The sequence below is a fragment of the Nonomuraea glycinis genome, assembly GCF_014646515.1.
Taxonomy (GTDB): domain Bacteria; phylum Actinomycetota; class Actinomycetes; order Streptosporangiales; family Streptosporangiaceae; genus Nonomuraea; species Nonomuraea glycinis.
Genome location: NZ_BMNK01000013.1, coordinates 46,622 through 67,242, shown reverse-complemented (window position 1 = coordinate 67,242; position 20,621 = coordinate 46,622). Strand labels below are relative to the sequence as shown.

The window sequence follows — 20,621 nt, the reverse complement described above, 5'->3', positions numbered from 1 at the left end:
AGCATGTCCGAAGAAGACCCGACCCGACGTACCGTGATCAAGGTGGGCGCGGCGGTCGCCGCCGTCGCGACGGCGGCGCCGGCCCTGCCGGACGTGGCGGAGGCGAAAGCCGCCGTCACTGACACGGCACGGATCTCCCTCAAGGTCAACGGCGTGACGCACCGGCAGGAGCTCGAAGCACGGGTCACCCTGCTCGACGCCCTGCGCGAGCGGATCGGCCTGACCGGCACCAAGAAGGGCTGCGACCGGGGCGAATGCGGCGCCTGCACGGTCCTGGTGGACGGGCGGCGGATCAAGTCCTGCCTGACCCTGGCCGTCATGCAGCAGGGCCGCGAGATCACCACCGTGGAGGGCCTGGCCCGTGGGGACGCGCTGCATCCCGTACAAGCGGCCTTCATCAGGAACGACGGGTTCCAGTGCGGCTTCTGCACCCCCGGCCAGCTCATGTCCGCGGTCGCCTGCGTCCACGAGGGACACACCGGGTCCGACGACGAGATCCGCGAGTGGATGAGCGGCAACCTCTGCCGGTGCGGCTGCTACCCGAACATCGTCGCCTCCGTCCGCCAAGCCGCGAAGGAAATGAGCTGATGGACGCGTTCGCCTACACCCGCGCCGACCAGCCCGAGCGCGCGGTCCGCCTGGCCGCCGACCCTCGGGCGCGCTACATCGCCGGCGGCACCGACCTGCTGAATTTGATGAAGGACGGCGTGCAGCGGCACGACCACCTGATCGACATCAGCGCGCTGCCGCTGGCCGACGTGCGGGAGAGCGGCGGGCGCATCCGGCTCGGCGCGCTGAGCCGGATGAGTGACGTGGCCGTGCACCAGGCCGTACGCCGGCGGCTGCCGGTCCTGTCGCAGGCGCTGCTCGCCGGCGCCTCGCCGCAGGTGCGGAACATGGCCTCGCTCGGCGGCAACCTGCTGCAACGTACGCGATGCTGGTATTTCCGGGACCCCACCATGCCCTGCAACAGGCGCGAGCCCGGCAGCGGCTGCCCGGCCCTCGACGGCCTGAACCGGTGGCACGCCATCGTCGGCGGCAGCGACCACTGCATCGCCGTGCACCCCTCCGACCTGGCCGTCGCCCTGACCGCTCTGGACGCCACCGTGCGCACGCTGAGCGCCGAGGGCCCGCGCGAGATCCCGATGGCCGGCTTCTACCTGCCGCCCGGCGACACCCCGCACCTGGAGACCGCCCTGCGCCAGGGCGAGCTCATCACCGGCATCGACGTGCCCGTCACCGAACTGGCCGCCGGCTCGACGTATCTGAAGGTGCGCGACCGGGCCACGTTCGAGTTCGCCGTCGTGTCCGTCGCGGCGCTGGTCCGGCTGCGCGGCGAGGAGGTCCGCGAAGCCCGCCTGGCCTTCGGCGGCATCGCCCCGCGCCCCTGGCGATCGGAGGCGGCGGAACAGGCGCTGATCGGCCGCCCGCTGAACGCCGCCACGATCGAGGCCGCCGGCGCGGCGCTGGTCCGGGACGCCCGGCCCCGCGCGCACAACGCCTTCAAGGTCCCGCTGGTCCAGCGGGCCCTGTCCGACATCCTTGGCCAGTTCGGGAGGAACCGATGACGGAGTCCCAGGTCGGCCGGCCGGTCAGCCGAGTGGACGGCGTCGCCAAGGTCACCGGCGCGGCCCGGTACGCGGCCGACGCCGAGGTGCGCGGGGTGACCCACGCGGTCCTGGTCATGAGCACGGTCGCGCGCGGCCGGGTCACCGCCGTCGACACCGCCGGGGCGAGCGCCGCGCCGGGGGTGCTGGGCGTCTTCACCCACCAGAACCTGGCCCGCCTCGCCCTGCCCAGCCCGGCGGTCGCGTTCCTGAAGCGGTTCCTGCCCGTACAGGATGACCTGATCCGGCACGCGGGCCAGCCCGTCGCGATCGTGGTGGCGGACACCCTGGAACGGGCCCAGCAGGCGTCCGGCCTGGTCGGCGTCAGCTACCGGGCAGAGCCGCCCCGGGTGGTGCTCGCCGACGACATGGGCGAGGCGTACATCCCGCCGCAGACCAACGACGGGGCCAACGACTATGTACGCGGGGACGTCGCCGCCGGTCTGGCCGCCGCGCACGCCGTGGCCGAGACCACGTACACCACGCCGATGCAGCACCACAACGCCCTCGAACCGTCGGTCACGGTGGCGGCCTGGGACGGCGACCGGCTGACGGTGCACGAATCCACGCAGGGCATCTCCAACACCCAGAACGCGCTCATGCAGGCTTTCGGGCTCGCCCGGGAGAACGTACGCGTCCTGTCGCCGTACCTGGGCGGGGGGTTCGGGGCGAAAGGCCCGGTGTGGCCGCACACCGTGCTCACGGCGGCGGTCGCGCGGCAGGTCGGGCGGCCCGTCAAGCTGGTGCTGACGCGAGCGCAGGCGTACACCTCCAACGGGCACCGCGCCGAGACGCACCAGGTGCTGCGCGTCGGCGCCGCCCGCGACGGGCGGCTCACCGCGATCCAGCACACGGTCACCCAGCAGGTGTCCCGCACCGAGGACGCGCTGCTCAACAGCTCGGAGCCGACCCGCATCCTGTACGCCTGCCCGAACGTACGCTCGACCCAGCAGGCGGTACGGCTCGACCTGCCGATGGGCAGCTTCGTGCGGTCACCGGAGACGGCGACGAGTCACGCGCTGGAGTCCACGCTCGACGAGCTCAGTTACACCCTCGGCCTGGACCCGGTCGAGCTCAGGGTGCGCAACTGGTCGGCCACCAACCAGGAGTCCGGCGAGCGTCATGGCAGCAGCTACCTGCGCGAATGCTACGAGCGAGGCGCGGAGCGCTTCGGCTGGTCGCGTCGTGATCCCCGGCCGGGCTCCATGCGTGACCGGGACGGGCTGATCGGCTGGGGCATGGCCACCGCCGCGCACACCGCGGGCGGCCGGCCGGGCTCGTCGGCCACCGTGACGATCGGCGTCGACGGCACCGCGCGGATCCGGTCGGGCACGCAGGACCTCGGCACCGGGACGTACACGGTGATGCGTCAGCTCGGCGCCGAGGTGCTCGGCCTGCGGCTGCGCGGGGTCCGCTTCGATCTGGGCGACTCGGCCTTCCCGGCGGCGTTCGCGTCGGCGGCGTCGGCGACCGTGCCGAGCGTCGGGGCGGGGGTCGTCCGCGCCGCGACCGCCGCCCGTGACCGCGTGATCGCGCTCGCGGTGGCCGATCCGGACAGTCCGCTGCACGGCGCCGCGCCCGATCAGGTCAGCGTCGGCGACGGGGACCTGTTCCTCACCGAGCGGCCGTCGCGGCGGGTCGGTTACCGGCAGGTGATGCGCCGCCACGGCCGGCTGATCGAGGTGACCAGCGAGGCGGTCTTCGCGCCGATGGGGTACTCGGTCGGCGCCACCTTCGTCGAGGTGCACGTGGACCCGGTGCTGGGGCGGGTCCAGGTGCGCCGCATGGTGGGGGTGTTCGACTGCGGCCGGGTGCTCAACCACCGCACGGCCCGGAGTCAGGCGATCGGCGGGGCCATCTGGGCGATCGGGTTCACGCTCAGCGAGCACACCCTGGTCGACCCGAACCTGGGGCGGATCGTCACCCCGAACCTGTCCGGTTACCTCGTCCCGGTCAATGCCGACGTGCCGGACATCGACGTCAGCTTCATCGACAAGCCGGACCCGTCCAGCCCGGCGCTCGGCGCACGGGGCTTCGGCGAGACACCCATGACCGGGGTGACCGCGGCCATCGGCAACGCCGTCTACCACGCGACCGGCCACCGCATCCGCGACCTGCCGATCACCCAGGACAAAATCATCGCCGCCCTGTCCTGACTGTCGTACGGCTAGAAGGACGGCCCGAGCCTCAGGCCCGAGCCGTCTCCTTCAGCCCCCGGGATGTGTCCCTTAGTAGATGCGGTACTTCTTGCCGCAGTTGTCGAACTTGCCGGCCCAGCAGGTGTAGGTGTAGACCTTGCCGATCCCGTGGCCGCTCCACGCGCCGACCTTCTTGCCGTCCCACGCGTGGTTGAACTTGTGCCAGGAGCCGTTCTTGTAGACCTCGAACCACACCCAGCCCTTCTTGCCCCCGAACTTGTCCACCCCGTACCACTTCGTGAACACCTTGCCGTGGCTCTTCCACGTCTTGCCGTAGGTGTACGCCTTACGGTCGGAGGAGAAGAACTTGCCCCACTTGACGACAGTGGTGGCGGCGGTCTGCGTGACCGCCTGAGTCTGCGTGACCGCCTGAGTCTGCGTGGCCGCCTGAGCGGCAGGAGCCACCGCCAGACCGGTGACGGCCATCGAACCGGCCAGCGCCGCGATCGCAAGAGTCTTACGCATTTCGGGTTCCTCCCCCAGTAGGTGCTGCTTTCCGACAACACGAACGCTACGGAGAACCCCGGCGATCAACTGTGGAGGAATCCACACACACCATGTGATCGGCACCACACCCCACACCCATGGTGCGAGGCCCGGACCGCTCTTCGCGGCTGGCTTACGGGCGTTCGCCTCGCTTGCTCACCCAGCCGGCGTCCTCCAGGGTGACGCGGGCCATCGCCGTCCCGTCACAGCCCCAGGATCACCGCGCGGCAACCGGCGAACGCCCGAAACCGCACGAAAGGCAGTGCGTACGCGAAGAGGGCATGATCCGCGATCAAGTGCCGCGATACGCTCTGGCGTGCCCGAAAACGCCAGCCCACCACCGCCGTTACCGGCGCTCACCCGGATCCTGATCGGCCCGCCGGGGAAGGTTCTGCTTCCCCTCATCGCCCTGCTGGCCCTGATCATCCTGAACAACAGCAGCCTGCCGGGCGGCGGCTCCTTCCAGCTGCTGCTCATGGGCCTCGGGCTGGCGTACGGCACGATAATCGTGTGGGTTGCCCGGTTCGTGGTGGCCCTGTTCCGGTCGGACGGCCGGTCCATGCTGCGCCGGCACTGGGTCCGCTGGGCGGCGGCCCCGGTCATGGCGGTGGCCGTGATCGGGTCGGTGTACGCCGACCTGCCCTTCAGCGCCCGGTTCGCGCTGTCGGAGAGCAGCCTGGAGAGCCTCGCCCGGACGGTCGCGTCGGGCCCCGCATCAACTGACGACGCGGACCAGTGGGTGGGCCTCTACCCGCTGACGTCGATCAGCCGGACAGAGGACGGCGCACGGTTCCTGGTGGACGGCACCGGCTTCCTGAACCAGTACGGCTTCGCGTGGAGCCCGAAGGGCCCACCGGCGGAGGAAAGCCACACGGACTACACGCACATCCAAGGCCCTTGGTACATCTGGGAGATGCAATGGTAAGGGTGCCCGGAGAGCCTGGCGTGTGGGTCTTCGTGGCCGTCGCCCAGATGATCGTCGTCTTCTTCCTACCAGGCAATATCATCTGGCCCGCGGCACCCATCCTCTCGCTGCTGGCCATGATCGCCGCCGTGACCAGGGCCTACCAGGACGCGGAACGACTCCGCACCACGGACGAACACCAACCGCCGACGTGACCCTGGTGACGGGGTTCGGCGGCCGTCACAGGATCGTGGCTCTGCTGACAAAGTGAGAAATCGGCTGAAATGCTGATGGCTTCCTCGACATGTACGGAGTGTTCCGATTCCGAGACCGAGGAGGCCGACCATGGGGATGCCCAGTGGCTGACCGGAGGACGCGGCGGACGTGGTGGCCGAGACGTTCGCCATCGCCTGGCGCCGCGCCGACGCGCTGCCGCCGGGCGATGAGGCCAGGCTCTGGCTGTACGGCGTGGCCAGGAACGTGCTGGCCAATCATCGGCGCGGTCTGGCCAGGCACCGACACCGGAGCGTGGAGCTCGACACCGACCTCGCCGACCTGTACGCCCACTCGCCCGAGGGCAGCGTCGAACTGGGCGTGATCGGGCGGACGTTCCGGGAGCTCGCCGAAGACGACAGGGAGCTGCTCTCCCTGGTGGCCTGGGAGGGCCTGGACAACGGGGAGATCGCCAAGGTGCTCGGCTGCTCGCGCAACGCCGTGCGCATCAGGCTCTACCGGGCGCGTAAGCGCTTCTCCAAGGCGCTGGCCGGGGCCGGCGTCTCCGTCGCTCATCTTGTCGTGGAGTCAGCATGAACGAAGTGAAGAGCCTTGCCAGATGCCGTGACCAGGACCTGGCCGGGGCTGCGTCCGGTGCGGGGGCACGGGCGCTGCTCGCCTCCATCACCACCAAGGAGCCGAGGTTCGAGGGCCGGGTGGTGGTCCGTACGAGCCGGACGCGCCGGGTGCTCGTGGGCGCGGTGGCCGTCGGCGGGCTCGCGGCGGCGGCCGTGATCGGGCCCGCCCTCCTGGGCGGGGGCGGCACCGCCACCTCCTACGCCAACTCGGCCATGGACATCCGGCTCCAAGGCGACTACTACGTGGCCGTCATCAAGGACCCGCTGGCCGACTTCGCCAAGTTCACCGAGGGATTCAAGGCGGTGGGCCTGAACGTGAGGCTGGAGCCGGCGCCGTCGTCACCGACCCAGGTCGGCAGGATCATTCGCGTGAAGGCCGGTCCCGGCGGCGGCGTCGGCGACCACCCGAACGACGACCGCAGGATCGGCAGCGGCACCACGCCCGCCGGCTGCGAGCTCGAACAGGCCGGGTGTGCCATGACGGTGATGGTGCGGCGCGACTATGCCGGCAACGGTGTGGTCGAGCTGGGGCGGCCCGCCCGGCCAGGGGAGAAGTATCGGAACGCCCGGCCGGCCACGGTCAAGGGCGAGATGCTGGAGGGCTACCGGGCCGACGAGAAGACCGTGGGAGAGGTGGTCGCCGAGGCCCACCGGCGGGGGCTGAAAGCGGTCTTCGAGGTCATCACGCCGGCGCCGGACCACAACGGATGGAATGTCGATCCGGACAAGCAGTCGGCTCAGGTGGAGGACGACTGGATCGTCTGGGAGGCGCGGTCGGAGAAGGCCGGCGTGCTGCGACTGCAGGTGACCGAGGATCGCCTGCCGAAGAACCCGATCTACGGCGGTCCGAAGCCGGCCCAGTTCACCAGCTGATCCCGACGACCGCACGCGGATGAGACCAGCCAGGCGTCCGGCCGAACACTAGCTGTCCGGATGGGTCACGATCGTCTGCAGTGCGGTGCGTAGGTGCCGCGCGGCCTGCGGGGTGAGCGGCGCGAGGAGCGCGCGTTCGGCGTCGTCGCTCGCCTCGATGGCCTGGCTGAGAGTTTTTCGTCCGGCGTCGGTCAGTTCGACCACGTTGCGGCGGCGGTCGTTCGCGTCCGGGTGACGTGACACCAGGCCTTTGCCCTGGAGTGTGTCCAGCAGCGCGACCATCGTCGTGCGGTCGATCCCCAGTCGCTGTGCCGCCTGCTGCTGAGAAGCCGGCTCGTGGCCGGCGAGGGCGAGCAGCACTCCCAGCTCACGCCCGTCGATGCCGTACGGCCTCAGCGCGTTCGTGTACAGCTCGTCCAGCCGCAGGCGCGCGTGCTTGAGGAGGTAACCCAGACGACTGCTCAACTCGGGGCCCGGCCCGTCGGAGGTAGACACCCGCTTATTCTATCGCTAGCCTGATTGTCAGCTACACTGATAATCAGCTAGACGACAGAAGGAGCAAGGCAATGATTCTGGTCACCGGGGGTCTGGGGTTCATCGGGTCTCACACCGTGCGGGCGCTGCTCGATCTGGGCGAGGAGTGCGTGCTGGTTCAGCGGCGGAGCGCCGAGGTGCCGGCCGACCTCGCCGAGGCGCGGGTGGCGGTGGAGCGGGCCGACATCACCGATCTGACGGCGCTGCTCGACGTCGGCGCACGGCACAAGATCACTGGCATCGTGCATCTCGCGGGGTCCATGCCGTGGCCGCCCAGCGCCGACGAGCCCGTGGAGGCCACCCGTAAAGCCATCGGCGGGCTCCTCAACATCCTGCAGGCCGCCCAGAGCTGGGGCGTGGCGCGGGTCGGTGTCGCGAGCACGATCGGCGTCTACGCCGGTCTGCCCGGCGCGGGCCCGCTGCGGGAGGACATGCCGTTGCCGATGACCTCACCCCACCTGATCCCGACGTTCAAGAAGGTCGGCGAGCTGCTCAACGACCATCTGGCCGAGGCCGCCGGCCTCGACGTCGTCAACTACCGCGTCTCCGCCACCTGGGGCCCGCGCGGCCACTCCGACCCGTTCTTCCCCGCCCCGGCATTCGTCCACGCGGCCGCCCGCGGCACCGCGCCGGACCTCTCCGGGCTGCGGGCCCCCGCCTACGCGGACGACGCGATCGACCTGTGCTACGTGAAGGACACCGGCCGGGCCATCGCGCTCCTCCAGCTCGCCGACCGGCTCGACCACCGCACCTACAACGTCGCGTCCGGCCGCGCGACGACCAACGCCGAGGTCATCGCCGCGATCAAGAAGGTCGTCCCGGACGCCCCGATCGAGCTGCCCACCGGCGGGACCGGCCATCACAACCACCTCGACATCACCCGCATCCAGCAGGACACCGGCTACCGGCCCGCCTACGACACCGAAAGCGCGGCCGCCGACTACATCGCCTGGCTGCGTGCGGGCAATGAGCGCTGAGCACCGCGCAGACGGTGGGGAAGCCGCGGCGCCTGGCCGGCCTCACCGGCCCCACCTGCCGACCTGACCAGGCGCCGCGGACGTGGATTCAGTCCCGTGCGAAAGGCGTACGGGAAGATCAGTGCAGGACCACGGTCTTGTGGCCGTTGAGGGCGACGCGGTTCTCGGTGTGCCAGCGGACCGCGCGGGCCAGCGCCCGGCACTCCGTCTCGCGGCCGCGCGCGACGAACTCGTCGGCGCTGATCGAGTGGTCCACCCGCATGATCTGCTGCTCGATGATCGGGCCCTCGTCCAGGTCGGCCGTGACGTAGTGGGCCGTGGCCCCGACGACCTTGACGCCGCGGTCATAGGCCTGCTGGTACGGGCGGGCGCCCTTGAAGCTGGGCAGCATCGAGTGGTGAATGTTGATCGCGCGGCCTTCGAGCCGCTTGCACAGGTCCTCGGAGAGGATCTGCATGTAGCGGGCGAGGACGACGAGGTCGACCTGCTCGGTCTCCACGATCTCCATGAGGCGGGCCTCGGCCTCGGGCTTGGTGTCGGGGGTGACCGGGATGTGGGTGAAGGGCACGCTGTAGTTGTCGGCCAGCATGGCGAGGTCGGGGTGGTTGGAGACGACCCCGGCGATGTCGATGTTCAGCTCGCCGACGGAGTTGCGGTAGAGCAGGTCGTTGAGGCAGTGGCCGAACTTGCTCACCATGATCAGGACGCGCTGGCGGGCGGCGGCGTCGCCGAGGCGCCAGGTCATGCCGAAGCGGGACGCCACCTGCTCGAAGTCGTGCCGCAGGTCCGGCACCGACAATGCCTCGCCGTCGACGTGGGTGAACTGGACGCGCATGAAGAAGGTGCGGCTGTCCGGGTCGTCGAACTGCTGGCTCTGCACGATGGTGCACTGCCGGTCGACGAGGAAGCCGGCGACCGCGTACACGATGCCGGGGGTGTCCGGGCAGGACAGCATGAGGACGTACTGCCCGGCGGAGCGGGCTGCTTCGGCGGTGGCGGTCATGAGGGCTCCTGGCTGCTGAGGAGGCGGGCGCTGTTGACCCGGGCGGCGGCCGCGGTGTTGCGCAGCAGCCACACGTCGGTGACGGGGCCGACTCCGCCGGGGACGGGGGTGAGGGCGCGGACGCGGGGGGCGACGGTGGCGTGGTCGACGTCGCCGACCATGTGGGTGACGCCGTCGGGGCCGGTTCGCGGGTTGATGCCGACGTCGATGACGACGGCGTGGTCGTTCACGTGCTCCGCCCGGATCAGGCCGGGCCGGCCCGCCGCGACGATGAGGACGTCGGCGCGGCGGGTGTGGCGGCCGAGAGTGCCGGTGTGGCTGGCCCATTCGTCGATCGACTCGACGGCGGCCTGCCGGTCGTAGCCGAGGGAGACGGCGGGCTTGCCGACGTTGTTGGAGCGGCCGACGACGACGATGAGCGAGCGGTGGTAGAAGTCCGCCCGGTCCTCGCCGACGGAGTCGAGCCAGGTGTCCAGCAGGTGGTAGGCAGAGGCCGCCGTCGAGGGGACGTAACGGGGCACGCCGAGGGCGAGGAGGCCGGCGTTCTGCGGGTGTACGGCCTCGATGTCCTTGGCGGGGTGGATGGCCTGGAAGGTGACGGCCTCGCTGAGGTGCGGCGGCAGGGGGCGCAGGACGAGGATGCCGGACACGTCGGGGGCGGCGTTCAGCTCGGCGATGGTGTCGTCGAGCTCGGCCTGGGAGACGGTCGCGGGCAGCCTGCGGGGCAGGTACGGCACGCCGAGGTCGGCGGCGAGCCGGCGCAGGCGGCGCTCGTACGCGACCGAGCCGTAGGCGTCCCCCACCATGACGGTCGCCAGGCCGATGGGCAGGCGTTCCTCTTTGAGGAGCTCGATGTCGGCCGCCACGCTCGCTTTGAGGGCGCGGGCGCAGGCTCGCCCGTCGATGACCTGTGCGCTCATGAGCCGTTCCCGAGTCGCGCCTGCAGCTTGCGCCGCCAGGCCTCGGTCTTCTCCAGCTCGTTGAAGGTGAACAGGTGGAATCCGGCGAGGTTCGTCTCCGTCTCGGCGAGGCGCGGGGCGAGGCCCTCGAACAGCTTGTCGGGGCGGTATCCGCCGGGCAGGAAGAAGCGCCACAGCATGTTCTGCTGCTTCTTCAGGAAGCGGGCGGACTGGCCGAGACCCAGGCCGGCCGAGATGCGGATGAGCTTCTGCCGGCTGACGGCTCCGGGGATGCCGGCGAAGACCGGCAGCTCGACGCCGCGCCGCTTGAGCTTGCGCGCCCAGGCGGTGGTGATGCCGGCGTCGAAGCAGAGCTGGGTGACGATGTGGGTGGCGTAGGCGGCCTTGAGCTCGATGGCGCGGTCGATCAGCTCGTCGCTGATGGCGCCGTGGCCTTCGGGGTAGCCGCCGATGCCGATCTGGGTGAAGTGGTGCCCGAGGCTGTCGAGCGTGTCGAGCAGCGTGTAGGCGTCGTGGAAGCCGCCGGCGGGCGTGGCGGCGTCGCCGCCGATCACGAAGATGCCGTCGACGCCGGCCTCGCGCAGCTGGGCGACGATGTCGATCAGGTGCCGCTCGTCCCTGACGAGGCGGGCGGCGAGGTGCGGGGCCACCCGGTAGCCGTGGCCGGTCAGCTTCTGGGCCAGGTCGAGGGTGGGGCCCAGGCCCTTGGCCTCGGTGGTGGTGACCGTCATCGAGATGCCGGTCGGCACGTGTTCGAGGACCTGCTCCTCGGTGCTCCTGAACGGCAGGATCTCGTAGCTGATGGCGTTCAGCGCCCGCGTGAGTGCTTGGCGGCGGGTCGGCGCCGGTCCGGTCCCGCCGGTGCGCAAACTGGTCATCGGAGACTCTTTGGGGGCATGGTGAAAGAGACCTTTCGTCGAGCAGGCAGACGCCGAGGACGCGGGCCGGCGGGGGATGCCGAGCATCTGGCTCCACCACCGACACTAGGCAGCGGCCCGATCGGAGAAACGACGCGGATGACGGCTCTTACGCCTGCGCCCGTCCTAGCCGAACTGCGACAAGTGACGTAGAACGGGTGCCCCGGACCGGCCTGACGAGGAAAGGGGTCAGGCCTCTTGCGGGTGGGTGGCGAGCGGCTCGACGGTCACGTCCATCCACGGCCACTGCGGCAGGGTCGCCAGCGCGTCATGCAGGGCGGTGGCGTCGGGGGCCTCCCACAGGCCGATGACCGCACGCCGTCCCGGCACCCGCCAGAGCCTCTTCAGGATGCCGTCCTCGCGCAGCTCCATGGCACGGGCGCGCTCGGCGACCTTCAGCCGTCCCCGCTCGGCGTCGTTCATGCTGTCGGGAAGATGGGTCTCGAAACGAACCAGGAACTCCATCGCTGCCTCTCGGTGTGCCTTCGTCAACGTACCAGTGAGCGACGCTAGAGCTCCTGTCGTACGACGTCATCGGACGCCGGGCCTCGCCACCGTGCGCCTCGCGGAGGCTCCGCCTACGTCAAATGGTGTACGTGCTGGTCGAAGTGGTGCTGTTGCCACCGAACGGGGGCATCATGGGGGTTAGTGACCTGACGTGCCACGATCCGCCGTACCCCCGCGAGGAGGACGTCCATGATGCTCGACCCGGGCACCCTGCTGGAGCAGACGCCGGACGGGCTCGCGGTGATCGATCCGGCGGGGCGGTTCGTGCAGGCGAATCCGGCGGCGGTCTCGCTGTGCGGGCTCGACCCGGCGGGTGTCGCCGGGGCCGCGTCGCCGTTCCCGCCCGCTCACGCGGGTGACGAGGAGGCCGAGGCCGTCGCCGTCTGGGAGCCGGAGTCGGGGCCGCGGCGGGAGTTCGCGTTCCGGGTCAGCACGCTCGCCGGGCGCGACGAGCGCATCGTGGCGTTCCGGGACGTCACCGAGAGCCGGCGGCACCAGCGGCGGCTGGCCGCGATCGCCAGCGCGGCGAGCCGGGTGGCCGCCAAGCGGTCGTTGCGCAGCACTCTGGACGCGCTGGCGAAGGAGGTGCTGGAGGCCGACGCGATGGCGAGCGTGCAGATCCTGACGGTCAACTCCACCAGTGAGCGGTTCCGGGTCATGGGCACCGCCGGGTTCGGCCAGGCGGAGAACTTCTTCGACCTGCTCCTGGAGTGTCTCGAATACGGCGCCGAGCTGCGCATGATCGACGCGTTCACCACGCGCAAGCCGGTCGTGGTGCCGCACCGGTACGAGGCGATCATGACGGATCCGGTGTGGGAGCCGCTGCAGGAGTACATGCGCTACCCGGAGTGGGACTGGTTCGCCAGCGTGCCGCTGATGGTGCGCGGCGAGCCCGTCGGCATCCTCAACGCCTACTTCGCCCCCGGCCAGGAGATCACCAAGACCGCCCTGGACTTCCTGCTGGCCATCGCGGAGCAGGCGTCGCAGGCGGTGGACTACGCGGCCCTGCTGGAGCGGGAGCGGGAGGTCGCGCGCCGGGAGGAGCGGCAGCGGCTGGCCCGGGACCTGCACGACTCCGTGGTGCAGAACGTCTTCTCGATGGGCATGCAGGTGGAGTCGCTCAACATGCTGTCCGGGCGCGACACGGTGGTGGACTCGGCGTACGTGATGCGGGTGGCGCGGGAGCTCGGGCACATCTCCAAGGCGGTGCTGACCGACCTGCGGGCCATGGTGACCGACCTGCACCCCACCGCGCACGCCGACCAGGGGCTGTCGGAGTCGCTGCTCTCCCTCGCCGAGTCGACGATGAGCCGTACCGGCTTCGATGTGCGGGTGTCGATCAGCGACCCGCACGACGACCTCGACGACCTGGAGGCGGAGCTCCAGGAGGACGCCTATCGGGTGATCGCGGAGGCGCTGCACAACAGCGTCAAGCATTCGCACGGCTCCACCGTCACCATCGACCTCAGCCTGACCAGGCGCGGGACGCAGCGGTGGCTGACGGGTGAGGTCACCGACGACGGCCGGGGCCTGCTGACACAGGAAGCGGACGTTCCCGCGGACAAGGGGGGATTCGGGATGACAGCCATGAAGGAACGGGCCAACCGCTGGGCCGGTACCCTGACGACCCGATCCAGTTCGGGCAAGGGGACGACCGTGTGCCTCGTGCTGCCGTTGCCGCCCTCGTTGCCGACTGGACTCGGTGACGGCCCCCGTACGACTGTCTGGACGTTGAAGTGAGCGCAGAGCCCGAGACCAGCACCATCGGAGTCCTGGTCGTGGACGACCACGCGGTGGTCCGGCGTGGCGTCGTCGCCTACCTGGAGGCGCTGGACAACGTCGAGGTGGTCGGCGAGGCGGGCAACGGGCGTGAGGCGCTCGAGTGCCTGGAGTCGCTGAAGGTCCGGGGGCAGCCGCTGCCCCGGGTGGCCCTGATGGACCTGATGATGCCGAAGATGGACGGCGTGGAGGCCACGGCGGAGATCGCCAAGCGGTTCCCGTCCGTCCGCGTGGTCATCCTGACCAGCTTCGGCGAGGTCGAGCGGATCCATGCCGCGCTGGAGCACGGCGCGGCCGGCTACCTGCTGAAGGACGCCGGGCCGTCGGACGTGGCCGCCGCGATCTACGCCGCCGCCAACGACGACGTCTTCCTCGACGCGGCGGTGGCGCGGCGACTGGTGCAGAAGATGCGCGCGCCGCAGCGGGGGGTCGCGGGGCTGACCAGCCGGGAGCGGGACGTGCTCGTGCTGATCGCCGAGGGCCGCTCCAACCGGGAGATCGCCGCCAAGCTGGTGATCAGCGAGCGGACGGCGCGCACGCACGTGAGCAACCTGCTCGGCAAGCTCGGGCTGCGCTCGCGCACCCAGGCGGTGCTCGCCGCCATGCGCGAGGGCCTGGTCGACCCGCCGACCTGACGTCTACGTCACTTGTCGTACGTCAGCGCGGTCAATTGCGCGATCCATCGTCCGCCCCTGGTCGGTAGCGTTCATGGGGCCAGATGGACGATGGACCGAAAGCGGGTAGCGGCGGTATGACGGGATCTCGGGTGGCTCGCTCGATCGTGGCGATCACAGCCCATTCGGGGGACTTCGTGTGGCGGGCGGGCGGCGCGCTGGCTCTGGCTGCCTCGCGAGGCGACTCCGTACGGGTGATCTGTCTCAGCTTCGGTGAGCGAGGCGAGGCGCAGGGCCTGTGGAAGAAACCCGGCATGGACATGGAGACGGTGAAGCGGGTCCGCCGGGAGGAAGCCGAGGCGGCCGCCGAGGCGCTCGGGGTCCAGGTGGACTTCTACGACCTGGGCGACTATCCGCTGGTCGTGACCGACGAGGCCCGGGACCGGATCGTCTCGACGCTGCGCGAGCTCCAGCCCGACACGCTGCTGACCCACGTCGCGAACGACCCCTACAACCGCGACCACAACATCGCCCATGAGACCTCGCTGGCCACCCGCATGGTGGCGCAGGCCATGGGCCACGATCCCGGCACCACGCCGATCGGGGCGACGCAGGTGCAGATGTTCGAGCCGCATCAGCCTGAGGTGTGCGGATTCGTACCGAACATGCTGCTGGACATCACGCCGGTGTTCGACCGCAAGCGGAAGGCGATGGAGGTGATGTCCGCCCAGCATCACCTGATCGACTACTACACCGAGCTGGGCAAGCGGCGCGGCGTCCAGGCCCGTCGTAACGGAGCGCCCGGCGACGTCGTGCACGCCGAGGCTTACCAGCGGGTGTTCCCCGTGGTGGGAGATGAGCTGGTATGAGCGGTTTCTCTGACGGGCACATCGTCGTACGGACCCGAGTGCGCCCGGACGCGGCGGCCGTGAAGGTGTTCGCCGAGGCCGGGGTGGCCACCACCCACGAGGCCATGGGCCGCCGCGGCCTGGTCGACCCCGTGCTGCGCCCGATCTACTCCGGGGCGCGCATCGCCGGTCGCGCGGTCACCGTGCTCAGCCACCCCGGCGACAACCTGATGATCCACGCGGCGGTCGAGCAGTGCGGCGAGGGCGACATCCTGGCCGTGGCCACCACCTCGCTGTCCCACGACGGGATGTTCGGCGACCTGTTCGCCACCGCGCTGAAGGCCCGCGGCGTCGCCGGCCTGATCATCGACGCGGGGGTGCGCGACGTCGCCGACCTGACCGAGATGGGCTTCCCCGTGTGGTCCCGGGCCATCAGCTCGCAGGGCACGGTGAAGGCGAGCCCCGGCTCCGTCAACGTGCCCGTCGTCCTCGGCGGCGCCCTCATCGCCCCCGGTGACGTCATCGTGGCCGACGACGACGGCGTGCTCGTCGTGGCCCGCGCGGACGCCCCGGCCGTGGCCGGCAAGGCGACCGAGCGCCTGGCCAACGAGGCCGAGAAGCGCGAGCAGTTCCGCGACGGGGCGCTGAGCCTGGACCTGTACGGCCTGCGCGCCACGCTGGACCGGCTCGGCGTCCGCTACGTCGACGCCCCCGACGAAGACTGACGGCCGATGACGGCCGCGGGCCTACGTCACTTGTCCTGGACGACGTAGGTCCGCCATCGCCGCAGGAGCCGTCAATTGCATATGTCGCCCCCTGACCGCCTCTCCGTAACATCCAGGTCAGGCCCCGAAATATGCGCTTAGACCCCCCTAGAATAAGGAACCCCCTATGAGCCTCCAAGACATTCTCAACGGCGCGAACACCAATCTTGCCCACTATTTCCGCAATCTTCCCGCCGGACCGAATGCCTATCCGGGAGTTCCGCCGGAGTACACCAACTGGCGCGACGAGCAGCAGGCCTGGCAGAACACCTGCGTGCTGTTCAACCAGTCGTACCACATGGTCGAACTGCTGGTCGAAGGCCCTGACGCGCTCAAGCTGCTGTCCTATCTGGGCGTCAACAGCTTCGCGAAGTTCCCGGTCGACACCGCCAAGCAGTTCGTGCCCGTCACCCCCGAGGGTTACGTCATCGGCGACGTCATTCTCTTCCACCTGGCGGAGAACAGCTTCAATCTGGTCGGCCGCATTCCGGCGATCAACTGGGTGCGTTTCCACGCCGAGACCGGCGGCTACGACGTCGAGACGACGCTCGACGAGCGGTCGGCGGCCCGCCCGGACCCGTTCAACCGCAGGAACTACCGCTACCAGATCCAGGGGCCGAACGCCTCCAAGGTGATCGAGAAGGTGACGGGCGCCTCGGCGCCCGAGCTGAAGTTCTTCCGCATGACGACGATGGAGATCGCGGGCAGGACCGTCCGCGCGCTACGGCACGGCATGGCCGGTCAGCCCGGCTACGAGCTGTTCGGCCCGTGGGCCGAGGGCGAGGCGGTGCACGAGGCGCTGGTCAAGGCCGGCGAGGAGTTCGGCATGCGGCTGGTCGGCGGCCGGGCCTACTCCTCCAACACCCTGGAGTCCGGCTGGATCCCCTCGCCGCTCCCGGCGATCTACACCGGCGAGTCGCTCAAGGCCTACCGCCAGTGGCTGCCGTCCAACGGCTACGAGGCCAACGCCTCCATCGGCGGCAGCTTCGTCTCCGACGACATCGAGGACTACTACCTGACGCCGTGGGACCTCGGCTACGGCAACTTCGTCAAGTTCGACCACGAGTTCATCGGCCGGGAGGCGCTGGAGGCCAAGGCCGCCGGCCCGCACCGCAAGAAGGTCACGCTGGCCCTCGACAACGCCGACTTCCTCAAGGTCGTCGAGTCGCAGATCGAGCGCGGCTCGAACGCCAAGTGGGTCGAGTACCCGTCCGCGGTCTACTCGATGCATCCGTACGACCTGGTGAAGGCGCACGGCGAGCCCGCCGGCATCTCCACCTGGATCGGCTACAGCTCCAACGAGCGCAAGATGCTGACCCTGGCCATGCTCGACGTCGAGCACGCCGAGCCGGGCGCCCAGGTGTCCCTCGTGTGGGGCGAGCCCGACGGCGGCACCAAGAAGCTCACCGTCGAGCCGCACACCCAGGTGGAGATCGGCGCCACCGTCAGCCCGGTCCCCTACACCGAGGTCGCCCGCAAGATCTACGCGGACGGCGGCTGGCGCGCGACCGCCTGATTGACCAACGGTGCGTCGGCTGCGAAGTTCGAGGCACCGCGAAGACGAGGGAGATGCCCATGGGCGAACCAGATCGCATACCCGACACCCCCATCCTCGACCGGCAGCGCCAGCTTCGCGGCTACCGCATGAACAAGATGGCCATGGGGTTGGGCGACCCGGTCAACCGGGAGGCGTTCAAGGCCGACGAGCCCGCCTACCTGGACCGTTTCGGGCTGAGCGAGGAAGAGAAGACCGCCGTGCTCACCAGGAACTGGAAGGAGATGATCCGTCTCGGCGGGAACCTCTTCTTCGTCCTGAAGATCACCGCCGTCGATCCGATCCGCATCACCGAGATCGGCGCACACCAGGTGGACATGGACCACGAGTCGTTCCTGCGGGACAGGCTCGGGAAGAAGGTGTAGAACATGGCACGACTTGTGGGGGGAATGGGAACCTCACACGTTCCCTCGATCGGGGTGGCACTCGACAAGGGGCTGCGCGACACACCTGAGTGGAAGCCGTTCTTCGACGGCTACGTGCCCGCCCAGGAGTGGGTCAAGGAGCACAAGCCCGACGTCGCGGTGGTGGTCTTCAACGACCACTACAACGCCATGTTCCTCGACCGGGTCCCCACCTTCGGGGTCGGCTGCGCCGAGGAATACCAGATCGTCGACGAGGGCTGGGGCCCGCGGGCCATCCCCTCGTTCACCGGGCACAGCGCGTTCTCCTGGCACCTGGTCGACTCGCTGGTCGAGAACCACTTCGACCCGGAGATCATCCAGGAGATCAAGGTCGACCACGGCCTCCAGGTGCCCCTGGAGCTCTTCTGGGGCAAGCCGGAGCAGGAATGGCCGGTGAAGGTCGTGCCCATCTTCGTCAACGTGCTCCAATACCCCATCCCGCTGCCCGCCCGGCTCTACGACCTGGGCAAGCAGCTCGGCCGGGCGATCGAGAGCTACGACAGCGACGAGAAGTTCGTGGTGCTCGGCACCGGCGGCCTGTCCCACCAGCTCCAGGGCGCCCGCGCCGGGTTCACGAACCCGCCGGCCGACCGCCAGTTCCTCATCGACATCGCGCAGAACCCCGACAAGCTGGCCGGCTGGAGCCGGGAGCAGTACGTCGAGACCTTCGGCGGCGAGGGAGCCGAGCTGATCATGTGGCTGGTCATGCGGGGAGCGCTCAGCCCCGACGTGGTGGCCAGGTTCTCGCACTACTTCGTGCCCGCCTCGATGACCGGGGCCGGGATGATCGTTCTCGAGAACGCATGAGCACCTTCATCCTGCTGCACGGGGCATGGCACGGCGGCTGGGCGTGGCAGCGGGTGACGCCGCTGCTGCGCGCGGCCGGCCACCAGGTGCACGCCCCCACGCTGACCGGCGTGAGCGACCGCGCTCACCTGCTGAGCCCGCAGGTCGGGCTCAGCACGCACATCCAGGACGTCGTCTCCCTCATCGAGGCGTACGACGCCCGCGACGTGGTGCTCGTCGGGCACAGCTACGCCGGTCAGGTCGTGACCGGCGTCGCGGACCGCGTCGGCGAGCGCCTGGCCAAGCGGATCCACCTGGACGCCTTCGTGGGCGACGACGGGGAGGCGGCGATCGACCTGCTGCCCGCCACGATCGCCGGCCACTACCGCGAGTCGGTGGCGGGTCCCGGGTTCGGCTGGCTCATCCCCGTACGCAAGCTGAGTGTCCTCGGGGTCACCGAGCAGGCCGACCTCGACTGGCTCTCCCCCCGGCTCACCCCGCACCCGTGGCTCACCTACACCGAGCCGCTGCGGCTGACGGGCAAGGGCGAGCAGGTGCCGGCGGCGTTCATCGAGTGCGTCGACTGGATGCGGGTGTTCACCCCGCACGCCGAGCGGGCCGCCGCGCGCGGCTGGCCGGTGCACGAGATCGCCACCGGCCACGAGGCCATGGTGACCGCTCCCGAGGAGCTCGCCGCACTGCTGCAGCGGGTCGCCGCGGAGTAACCCATACGAAAGGTCCCGGCCGCGAGCAGGCGGCCGGGACCTTTCGTATGCGCAGGGGTCAGATGATGCCGTCGAGCTCGCGCAGCAGCACGGCCTTGGGCTTGGCGCCGGTGATCTTCTTGACGACCTGGCCGCCCTGGTAGACGTTCATCGTCGGCATCTGGAGGATGCCGTAGTCCCGCGCGGTCACCGGGTTCTCGTCCACGTTCAGCTTGACGATGGTGATCCGGTCCGCGTGCTCCGCGGCGATCTCCTCAAGGACGGGCCCGAGCTGACGGCACGGGCCGCACCACTCGGCCCAGAAGTCGACCAGCACCGGCTTGTCGCTGTTGAGGACGTCGGCCTCGAAGCTCCCATCGGTCACAACCTTGACGGCGCCCACGGTTCATCCCCTTCCTTGATCCCTCTTGATCCGCGCTCGGTCACGCGTGGTGGTGGGACAGCCAGCGCTCGGCGTCGAGCGAGGCGGCGCACCCGGTGCCGGCGGCGGTGATCGCCTGCCGGTAGGTGTGGTCGACGACGTCGCCGGCCGCGAACACCCCGTCGACGCTGGTCCGCGTCGTCGGCGAGTCCACCAGGACGTACCCCTCGTCGTCCAGCGCCACCTGGCCCTTGACCAGCTCGGTGCGCGGGTCGTGGCCGATGGCGACGAACAGGCCGGTGACGGCGAGCTCGCTCTCCTCGCCGGTCTTCAGGTCGCGCAGCCGGACGCCCGTCACCCGGTCGTCGCCGAGGACGTCGGTGACCTCGCTGTCCCAGACGAAGCGGATCTTCTCGCTGGCCAGCGCCCGCTCCTGCATGATCTTGCTGGCGCGGAGGGTGTCCCGGCGGTGCACGACGGTGACGGACCTGGCGAAGCGGGTGAGGAAGGTCGCCTCCTCCATCGCCGTGTCGCCGCCGCCGACGACCACGATGTCCTGGTCGCGGAAGAAGAAGCCGTCACAGGTGGCGCACCAGGACACGCCCCGGCCGGACAGCCGCTTCTCGTTGGCCAGGCCGAGCTCGCGGTAGCCGGAGCCGTTGGCCAGGATCACCGCGTGCGCGTAATAGGTGTCGGTGTACGTCTTGACCACCTTCGGGCTGGCCGCCAGGTCGACCTCGATGACGTCGTCGGCCACCAGCTCGGCGCCGAACCGCTCGGCCTGCTTGCGGAAGTTGCCCATGAGGTCGGGCCCCATGATGCCGTCCGGGAAGCCGGGGAAGTTCTCGACCTCGGTGGTGTTCATCAGGGCGCCACCGGCGGTGACCGAGCCCTCGAACACGAGCGGCCTGAGCTCCGCTCGTGCCGCGTAGACGGCCGCGGTGTAGCCGGCCGGGCCCGACCCAATGATGATCAGATTACGGGTGTCGCTCAACGAACTCGCCTTCT

Annotated in this window: 23 protein-coding genes and 1 pseudogene; 16 read left to right on the top strand and 8 right to left on the bottom strand. The window is 70.0% G+C overall.

The genetic code is table 11. The features are described from left to right. The first annotated feature begins 3 nt into the window (after positions 1 to 3). The 3 genes from IEY87_RS30850 to IEY87_RS30840 are packed head-to-tail and all read left to right on the top strand — an operon-like array spanning position 4 to position 3,763. Positions 4 to 588, top strand: a complete 585-nt coding sequence (locus IEY87_RS30850) for a (2Fe-2S)-binding protein (protein ID WP_189142341.1) — start codon at positions 4 to 6, stop codon at positions 586 to 588. Next, a complete protein-coding gene (locus tag IEY87_RS30845) occupies positions 588 to 1,568 on the top strand; it encodes an FAD binding domain-containing protein (protein ID WP_189142340.1) in 981 nt (326 codons plus the stop codon). Before IEY87_RS30850 ends, IEY87_RS30845 begins: the two co-directional genes overlap by 1 nt. Continuing rightward, positions 1,565 to 3,763 carry a xanthine dehydrogenase family protein molybdopterin-binding subunit gene (locus IEY87_RS30840; RefSeq protein WP_189142339.1) on the top strand — a complete coding sequence of 733 codons (2,199 nt, stop codon included), beginning with the start codon at positions 1,565 to 1,567 and terminating at the stop codon, positions 3,761 to 3,763. Before IEY87_RS30845 ends, IEY87_RS30840 begins: the two co-directional genes overlap by 4 nt. A 72-nt stretch (positions 3,764 to 3,835) precedes the next feature. Here IEY87_RS30840 and IEY87_RS30835 read toward each other — a convergent pair whose 3' ends face one another. Continuing rightward, positions 3,836 to 4,270 carry a hypothetical protein gene (locus tag IEY87_RS30835; RefSeq protein WP_189142338.1) on the bottom strand — a complete coding sequence of 145 codons (435 nt, stop codon included), beginning with the start codon at positions 4,268 to 4,270 and terminating at the stop codon, positions 3,836 to 3,838. A 337-nt stretch (positions 4,271 to 4,607) separates the two neighbouring features. Here IEY87_RS30835 and IEY87_RS30830 point away from each other — a divergent pair, with 337 nt between their 5' ends. From IEY87_RS30830 to IEY87_RS30815, 4 genes and pseudogenes are all read left to right on the top strand, one after another. Continuing rightward, positions 4,608 to 5,216, top strand: coding sequence for a hypothetical protein (locus tag IEY87_RS30830; protein WP_189142337.1), 609 nt, complete (start codon positions 4,608 to 4,610; stop codon positions 5,214 to 5,216). A gap of 2 nt (positions 5,217 to 5,218) precedes the next feature. Further along, on the top strand, positions 5,219 to 5,410 hold the full coding sequence (locus tag IEY87_RS30825) for a hypothetical protein (RefSeq protein ID WP_189142336.1): 192 nt from the start codon (positions 5,219 to 5,221) through the stop codon (positions 5,408 to 5,410). Between the two features lie 151 nt (positions 5,411 to 5,561). After that, positions 5,562 to 6,005, top strand: a pseudogene (locus IEY87_RS30820) (RNA polymerase sigma factor); the annotation flags it as partial. Further along, on the top strand, positions 6,002 to 6,919 hold the full coding sequence (locus IEY87_RS30815; protein WP_189142334.1) for a hypothetical protein: 918 nt from the start codon (positions 6,002 to 6,004) through the stop codon (positions 6,917 to 6,919). The pseudogene IEY87_RS30820 and the gene IEY87_RS30815, both read left to right, overlap by 4 nt. 48 nt (positions 6,920 to 6,967) lie before the next feature. Here IEY87_RS30815 and IEY87_RS30810 read toward each other — a convergent pair whose 3' ends face one another. After that, positions 6,968 to 7,414 (bottom strand): MarR family winged helix-turn-helix transcriptional regulator, encoded by a 447-nt coding sequence (locus IEY87_RS30810; protein ID WP_225277800.1) that lies wholly within the window; start codon positions 7,412 to 7,414, stop codon positions 6,968 to 6,970. Positions 7,415 to 7,485: 71 nt separating this feature from the next. Between IEY87_RS30810 and IEY87_RS30805 the strand changes: the two genes are divergently transcribed. After that, the gene (locus IEY87_RS30805; protein WP_189142333.1) at positions 7,486 to 8,430 is read left to right on the top strand and encodes an NAD-dependent epimerase/dehydratase family protein; all 945 of its coding nucleotides are present in this window, start codon (positions 7,486 to 7,488) and stop codon (positions 8,428 to 8,430) included. Between the two features lie 118 nt (positions 8,431 to 8,548). On the opposite strand, the gene purU is transcribed toward IEY87_RS30805, so the two are convergent. The 4 genes from purU to IEY87_RS30785 form a co-directional block, all read right to left on the bottom strand. Further along, positions 8,549 to 9,433 (bottom strand): formyltetrahydrofolate deformylase, encoded by an 885-nt coding sequence (purU, locus tag IEY87_RS30800; protein ID WP_189142332.1) that lies wholly within the window; start codon positions 9,431 to 9,433, stop codon positions 8,549 to 8,551. Beyond that, positions 9,430 to 10,353 (bottom strand): bifunctional 5,10-methylenetetrahydrofolate dehydrogenase/5,10-methenyltetrahydrofolate cyclohydrolase, encoded by a 924-nt coding sequence (locus tag IEY87_RS30795; RefSeq protein WP_189142331.1) that lies wholly within the window; start codon positions 10,351 to 10,353, stop codon positions 9,430 to 9,432. The genes purU and IEY87_RS30795 overlap by 4 nt, the downstream gene beginning before the upstream one ends. Then, entirely contained in the window at positions 10,350 to 11,231 is an 882-nt protein-coding gene (locus tag IEY87_RS30790) for a methylenetetrahydrofolate reductase (protein ID WP_189142330.1), read from the bottom strand. The genes IEY87_RS30795 and IEY87_RS30790 overlap by 4 nt, the downstream gene beginning before the upstream one ends. A gap of 228 nt (positions 11,232 to 11,459) precedes the next feature. After that, a complete protein-coding gene (locus IEY87_RS30785) occupies positions 11,460 to 11,735 on the bottom strand; it encodes a muconolactone Delta-isomerase (RefSeq protein ID WP_189142329.1) in 276 nt (91 codons plus the stop codon). Between the two features lie 231 nt (positions 11,736 to 11,966). Here IEY87_RS30785 and IEY87_RS30780 point away from each other — a divergent pair, with 231 nt between their 5' ends. The 8 genes from IEY87_RS30780 to IEY87_RS30745 all read left to right on the top strand — a co-directional run bounded on the left by IEY87_RS30780 (position 11,967) and on the right by IEY87_RS30745 (position 19,252). Continuing rightward, a complete protein-coding gene (locus IEY87_RS30780) occupies positions 11,967 to 13,517 on the top strand; it encodes a sensor histidine kinase (RefSeq protein ID WP_189142328.1) in 1,551 nt (516 codons plus the stop codon). Beyond that, positions 13,514 to 14,191 (top strand): response regulator, encoded by a 678-nt coding sequence (locus IEY87_RS30775; RefSeq protein ID WP_225277799.1) that lies wholly within the window; start codon positions 13,514 to 13,516, stop codon positions 14,189 to 14,191. Before IEY87_RS30780 ends, IEY87_RS30775 begins: the two co-directional genes overlap by 4 nt. 131 nt (positions 14,192 to 14,322) lie before the next feature. Continuing rightward, entirely contained in the window at positions 14,323 to 15,039 is a 717-nt protein-coding gene (locus tag IEY87_RS30770; RefSeq protein ID WP_225277798.1) for a PIG-L deacetylase family protein, read from the top strand. Continuing rightward, the gene (locus tag IEY87_RS30765; protein ID WP_189142326.1) at positions 15,036 to 15,743 is read left to right on the top strand and encodes a 4-carboxy-4-hydroxy-2-oxoadipate aldolase/oxaloacetate decarboxylase; all 708 of its coding nucleotides are present in this window, start codon (positions 15,036 to 15,038) and stop codon (positions 15,741 to 15,743) included. Before IEY87_RS30770 ends, IEY87_RS30765 begins: the two co-directional genes overlap by 4 nt. 166 nt (positions 15,744 to 15,909) lie before the next feature. Beyond that, positions 15,910 to 17,298: a syringate O-demethylase gene (desA, locus tag IEY87_RS30760; RefSeq protein WP_189142325.1), complete on the top strand. Its 1,389-nt coding sequence runs from the start codon at positions 15,910 to 15,912 to the stop codon at positions 17,296 to 17,298. 59 nt (positions 17,299 to 17,357) lie between these two features. Next, a complete protein-coding gene (locus IEY87_RS30755) occupies positions 17,358 to 17,702 on the top strand; it encodes an extradiol ring-cleavage dioxygenase (protein ID WP_189142324.1) in 345 nt (114 codons plus the stop codon). Between the two features lie 3 nt (positions 17,703 to 17,705). Next, positions 17,706 to 18,548 carry a class III extradiol dioxygenase family protein gene (locus tag IEY87_RS30750; protein WP_189142323.1) on the top strand — a complete coding sequence of 281 codons (843 nt, stop codon included), beginning with the start codon at positions 17,706 to 17,708 and terminating at the stop codon, positions 18,546 to 18,548. After that, positions 18,545 to 19,252 carry an alpha/beta fold hydrolase gene (locus IEY87_RS30745; protein ID WP_189142322.1) on the top strand — a complete coding sequence of 236 codons (708 nt, stop codon included), beginning with the start codon at positions 18,545 to 18,547 and terminating at the stop codon, positions 19,250 to 19,252. The genes IEY87_RS30750 and IEY87_RS30745 overlap by 4 nt, the downstream gene beginning before the upstream one ends. A gap of 58 nt (positions 19,253 to 19,310) precedes the next feature. On the opposite strand, the gene trxA is transcribed toward IEY87_RS30745, so the two are convergent. Beyond that, the gene (gene trxA, locus IEY87_RS30740) at positions 19,311 to 19,634 is read right to left on the bottom strand and encodes a thioredoxin (protein ID WP_189142321.1); all 324 of its coding nucleotides are present in this window, start codon (positions 19,632 to 19,634) and stop codon (positions 19,311 to 19,313) included. 40 nt (positions 19,635 to 19,674) lie between these two features. Continuing rightward, complete coding sequence (gene trxB, locus IEY87_RS30735) at positions 19,675 to 20,607, bottom strand: thioredoxin-disulfide reductase (RefSeq protein WP_189142320.1); 933 nt, start codon at positions 20,605 to 20,607, stop codon at positions 19,675 to 19,677. Positions 20,608 to 20,621: the final 14 nt, after the last annotated feature.

Excerpts from the sequence above, each read along its gene's own strand:
- IEY87_RS30850 (WP_189142341.1), top strand. The coding sequence starts at position 4 with ATGTCCGAAGAAGACCCGACCCGACGTACCGTGATCAAGGTGGGCGCG.
- IEY87_RS30845 (WP_189142340.1), top strand. The coding sequence starts at position 588 with ATGGACGCGTTCGCCTACACCCGCGCCGACCAGCCCGAGCGCGCGGTC.
- IEY87_RS30840 (WP_189142339.1), top strand. The coding sequence starts at position 1,565 with ATGACGGAGTCCCAGGTCGGCCGGCCGGTCAGCCGAGTGGACGGCGTC.
- IEY87_RS30835 (WP_189142338.1), bottom strand. The coding sequence starts at position 4,270 with ATGCGTAAGACTCTTGCGATCGCGGCGCTGGCCGGTTCGATGGCCGTC.
- IEY87_RS30815 (WP_189142334.1), top strand. The coding sequence starts at position 6,002 with ATGAACGAAGTGAAGAGCCTTGCCAGATGCCGTGACCAGGACCTGGCC.
- IEY87_RS30805 (WP_189142333.1), top strand. The coding sequence starts at position 7,486 with ATGATTCTGGTCACCGGGGGTCTGGGGTTCATCGGGTCTCACACCGTG.
- purU (WP_189142332.1), bottom strand. The coding sequence starts at position 9,433 with ATGACCGCCACCGCCGAAGCAGCCCGCTCCGCCGGGCAGTACGTCCTC.
- IEY87_RS30795 (WP_189142331.1), bottom strand. The coding sequence starts at position 10,353 with ATGAGCGCACAGGTCATCGACGGGCGAGCCTGCGCCCGCGCCCTCAAA.
- IEY87_RS30790 (WP_189142330.1), bottom strand. The coding sequence starts at position 11,231 with ATGACCAGTTTGCGCACCGGCGGGACCGGACCGGCGCCGACCCGCCGC.
- IEY87_RS30785 (WP_189142329.1), bottom strand. The coding sequence starts at position 11,735 with ATGGAGTTCCTGGTTCGTTTCGAGACCCATCTTCCCGACAGCATGAAC.
- IEY87_RS30780 (WP_189142328.1), top strand. The coding sequence starts at position 11,967 with ATGATGCTCGACCCGGGCACCCTGCTGGAGCAGACGCCGGACGGGCTC.
- IEY87_RS30765 (WP_189142326.1), top strand. The coding sequence starts at position 15,036 with ATGAGCGGTTTCTCTGACGGGCACATCGTCGTACGGACCCGAGTGCGC.
- desA (WP_189142325.1), top strand. The coding sequence starts at position 15,910 with ATGAGCCTCCAAGACATTCTCAACGGCGCGAACACCAATCTTGCCCAC.
- IEY87_RS30755 (WP_189142324.1), top strand. The coding sequence starts at position 17,358 with ATGGGCGAACCAGATCGCATACCCGACACCCCCATCCTCGACCGGCAG.
- IEY87_RS30750 (WP_189142323.1), top strand. The coding sequence starts at position 17,706 with ATGGCACGACTTGTGGGGGGAATGGGAACCTCACACGTTCCCTCGATC.
- IEY87_RS30745 (WP_189142322.1), top strand. The coding sequence starts at position 18,545 with ATGAGCACCTTCATCCTGCTGCACGGGGCATGGCACGGCGGCTGGGCG.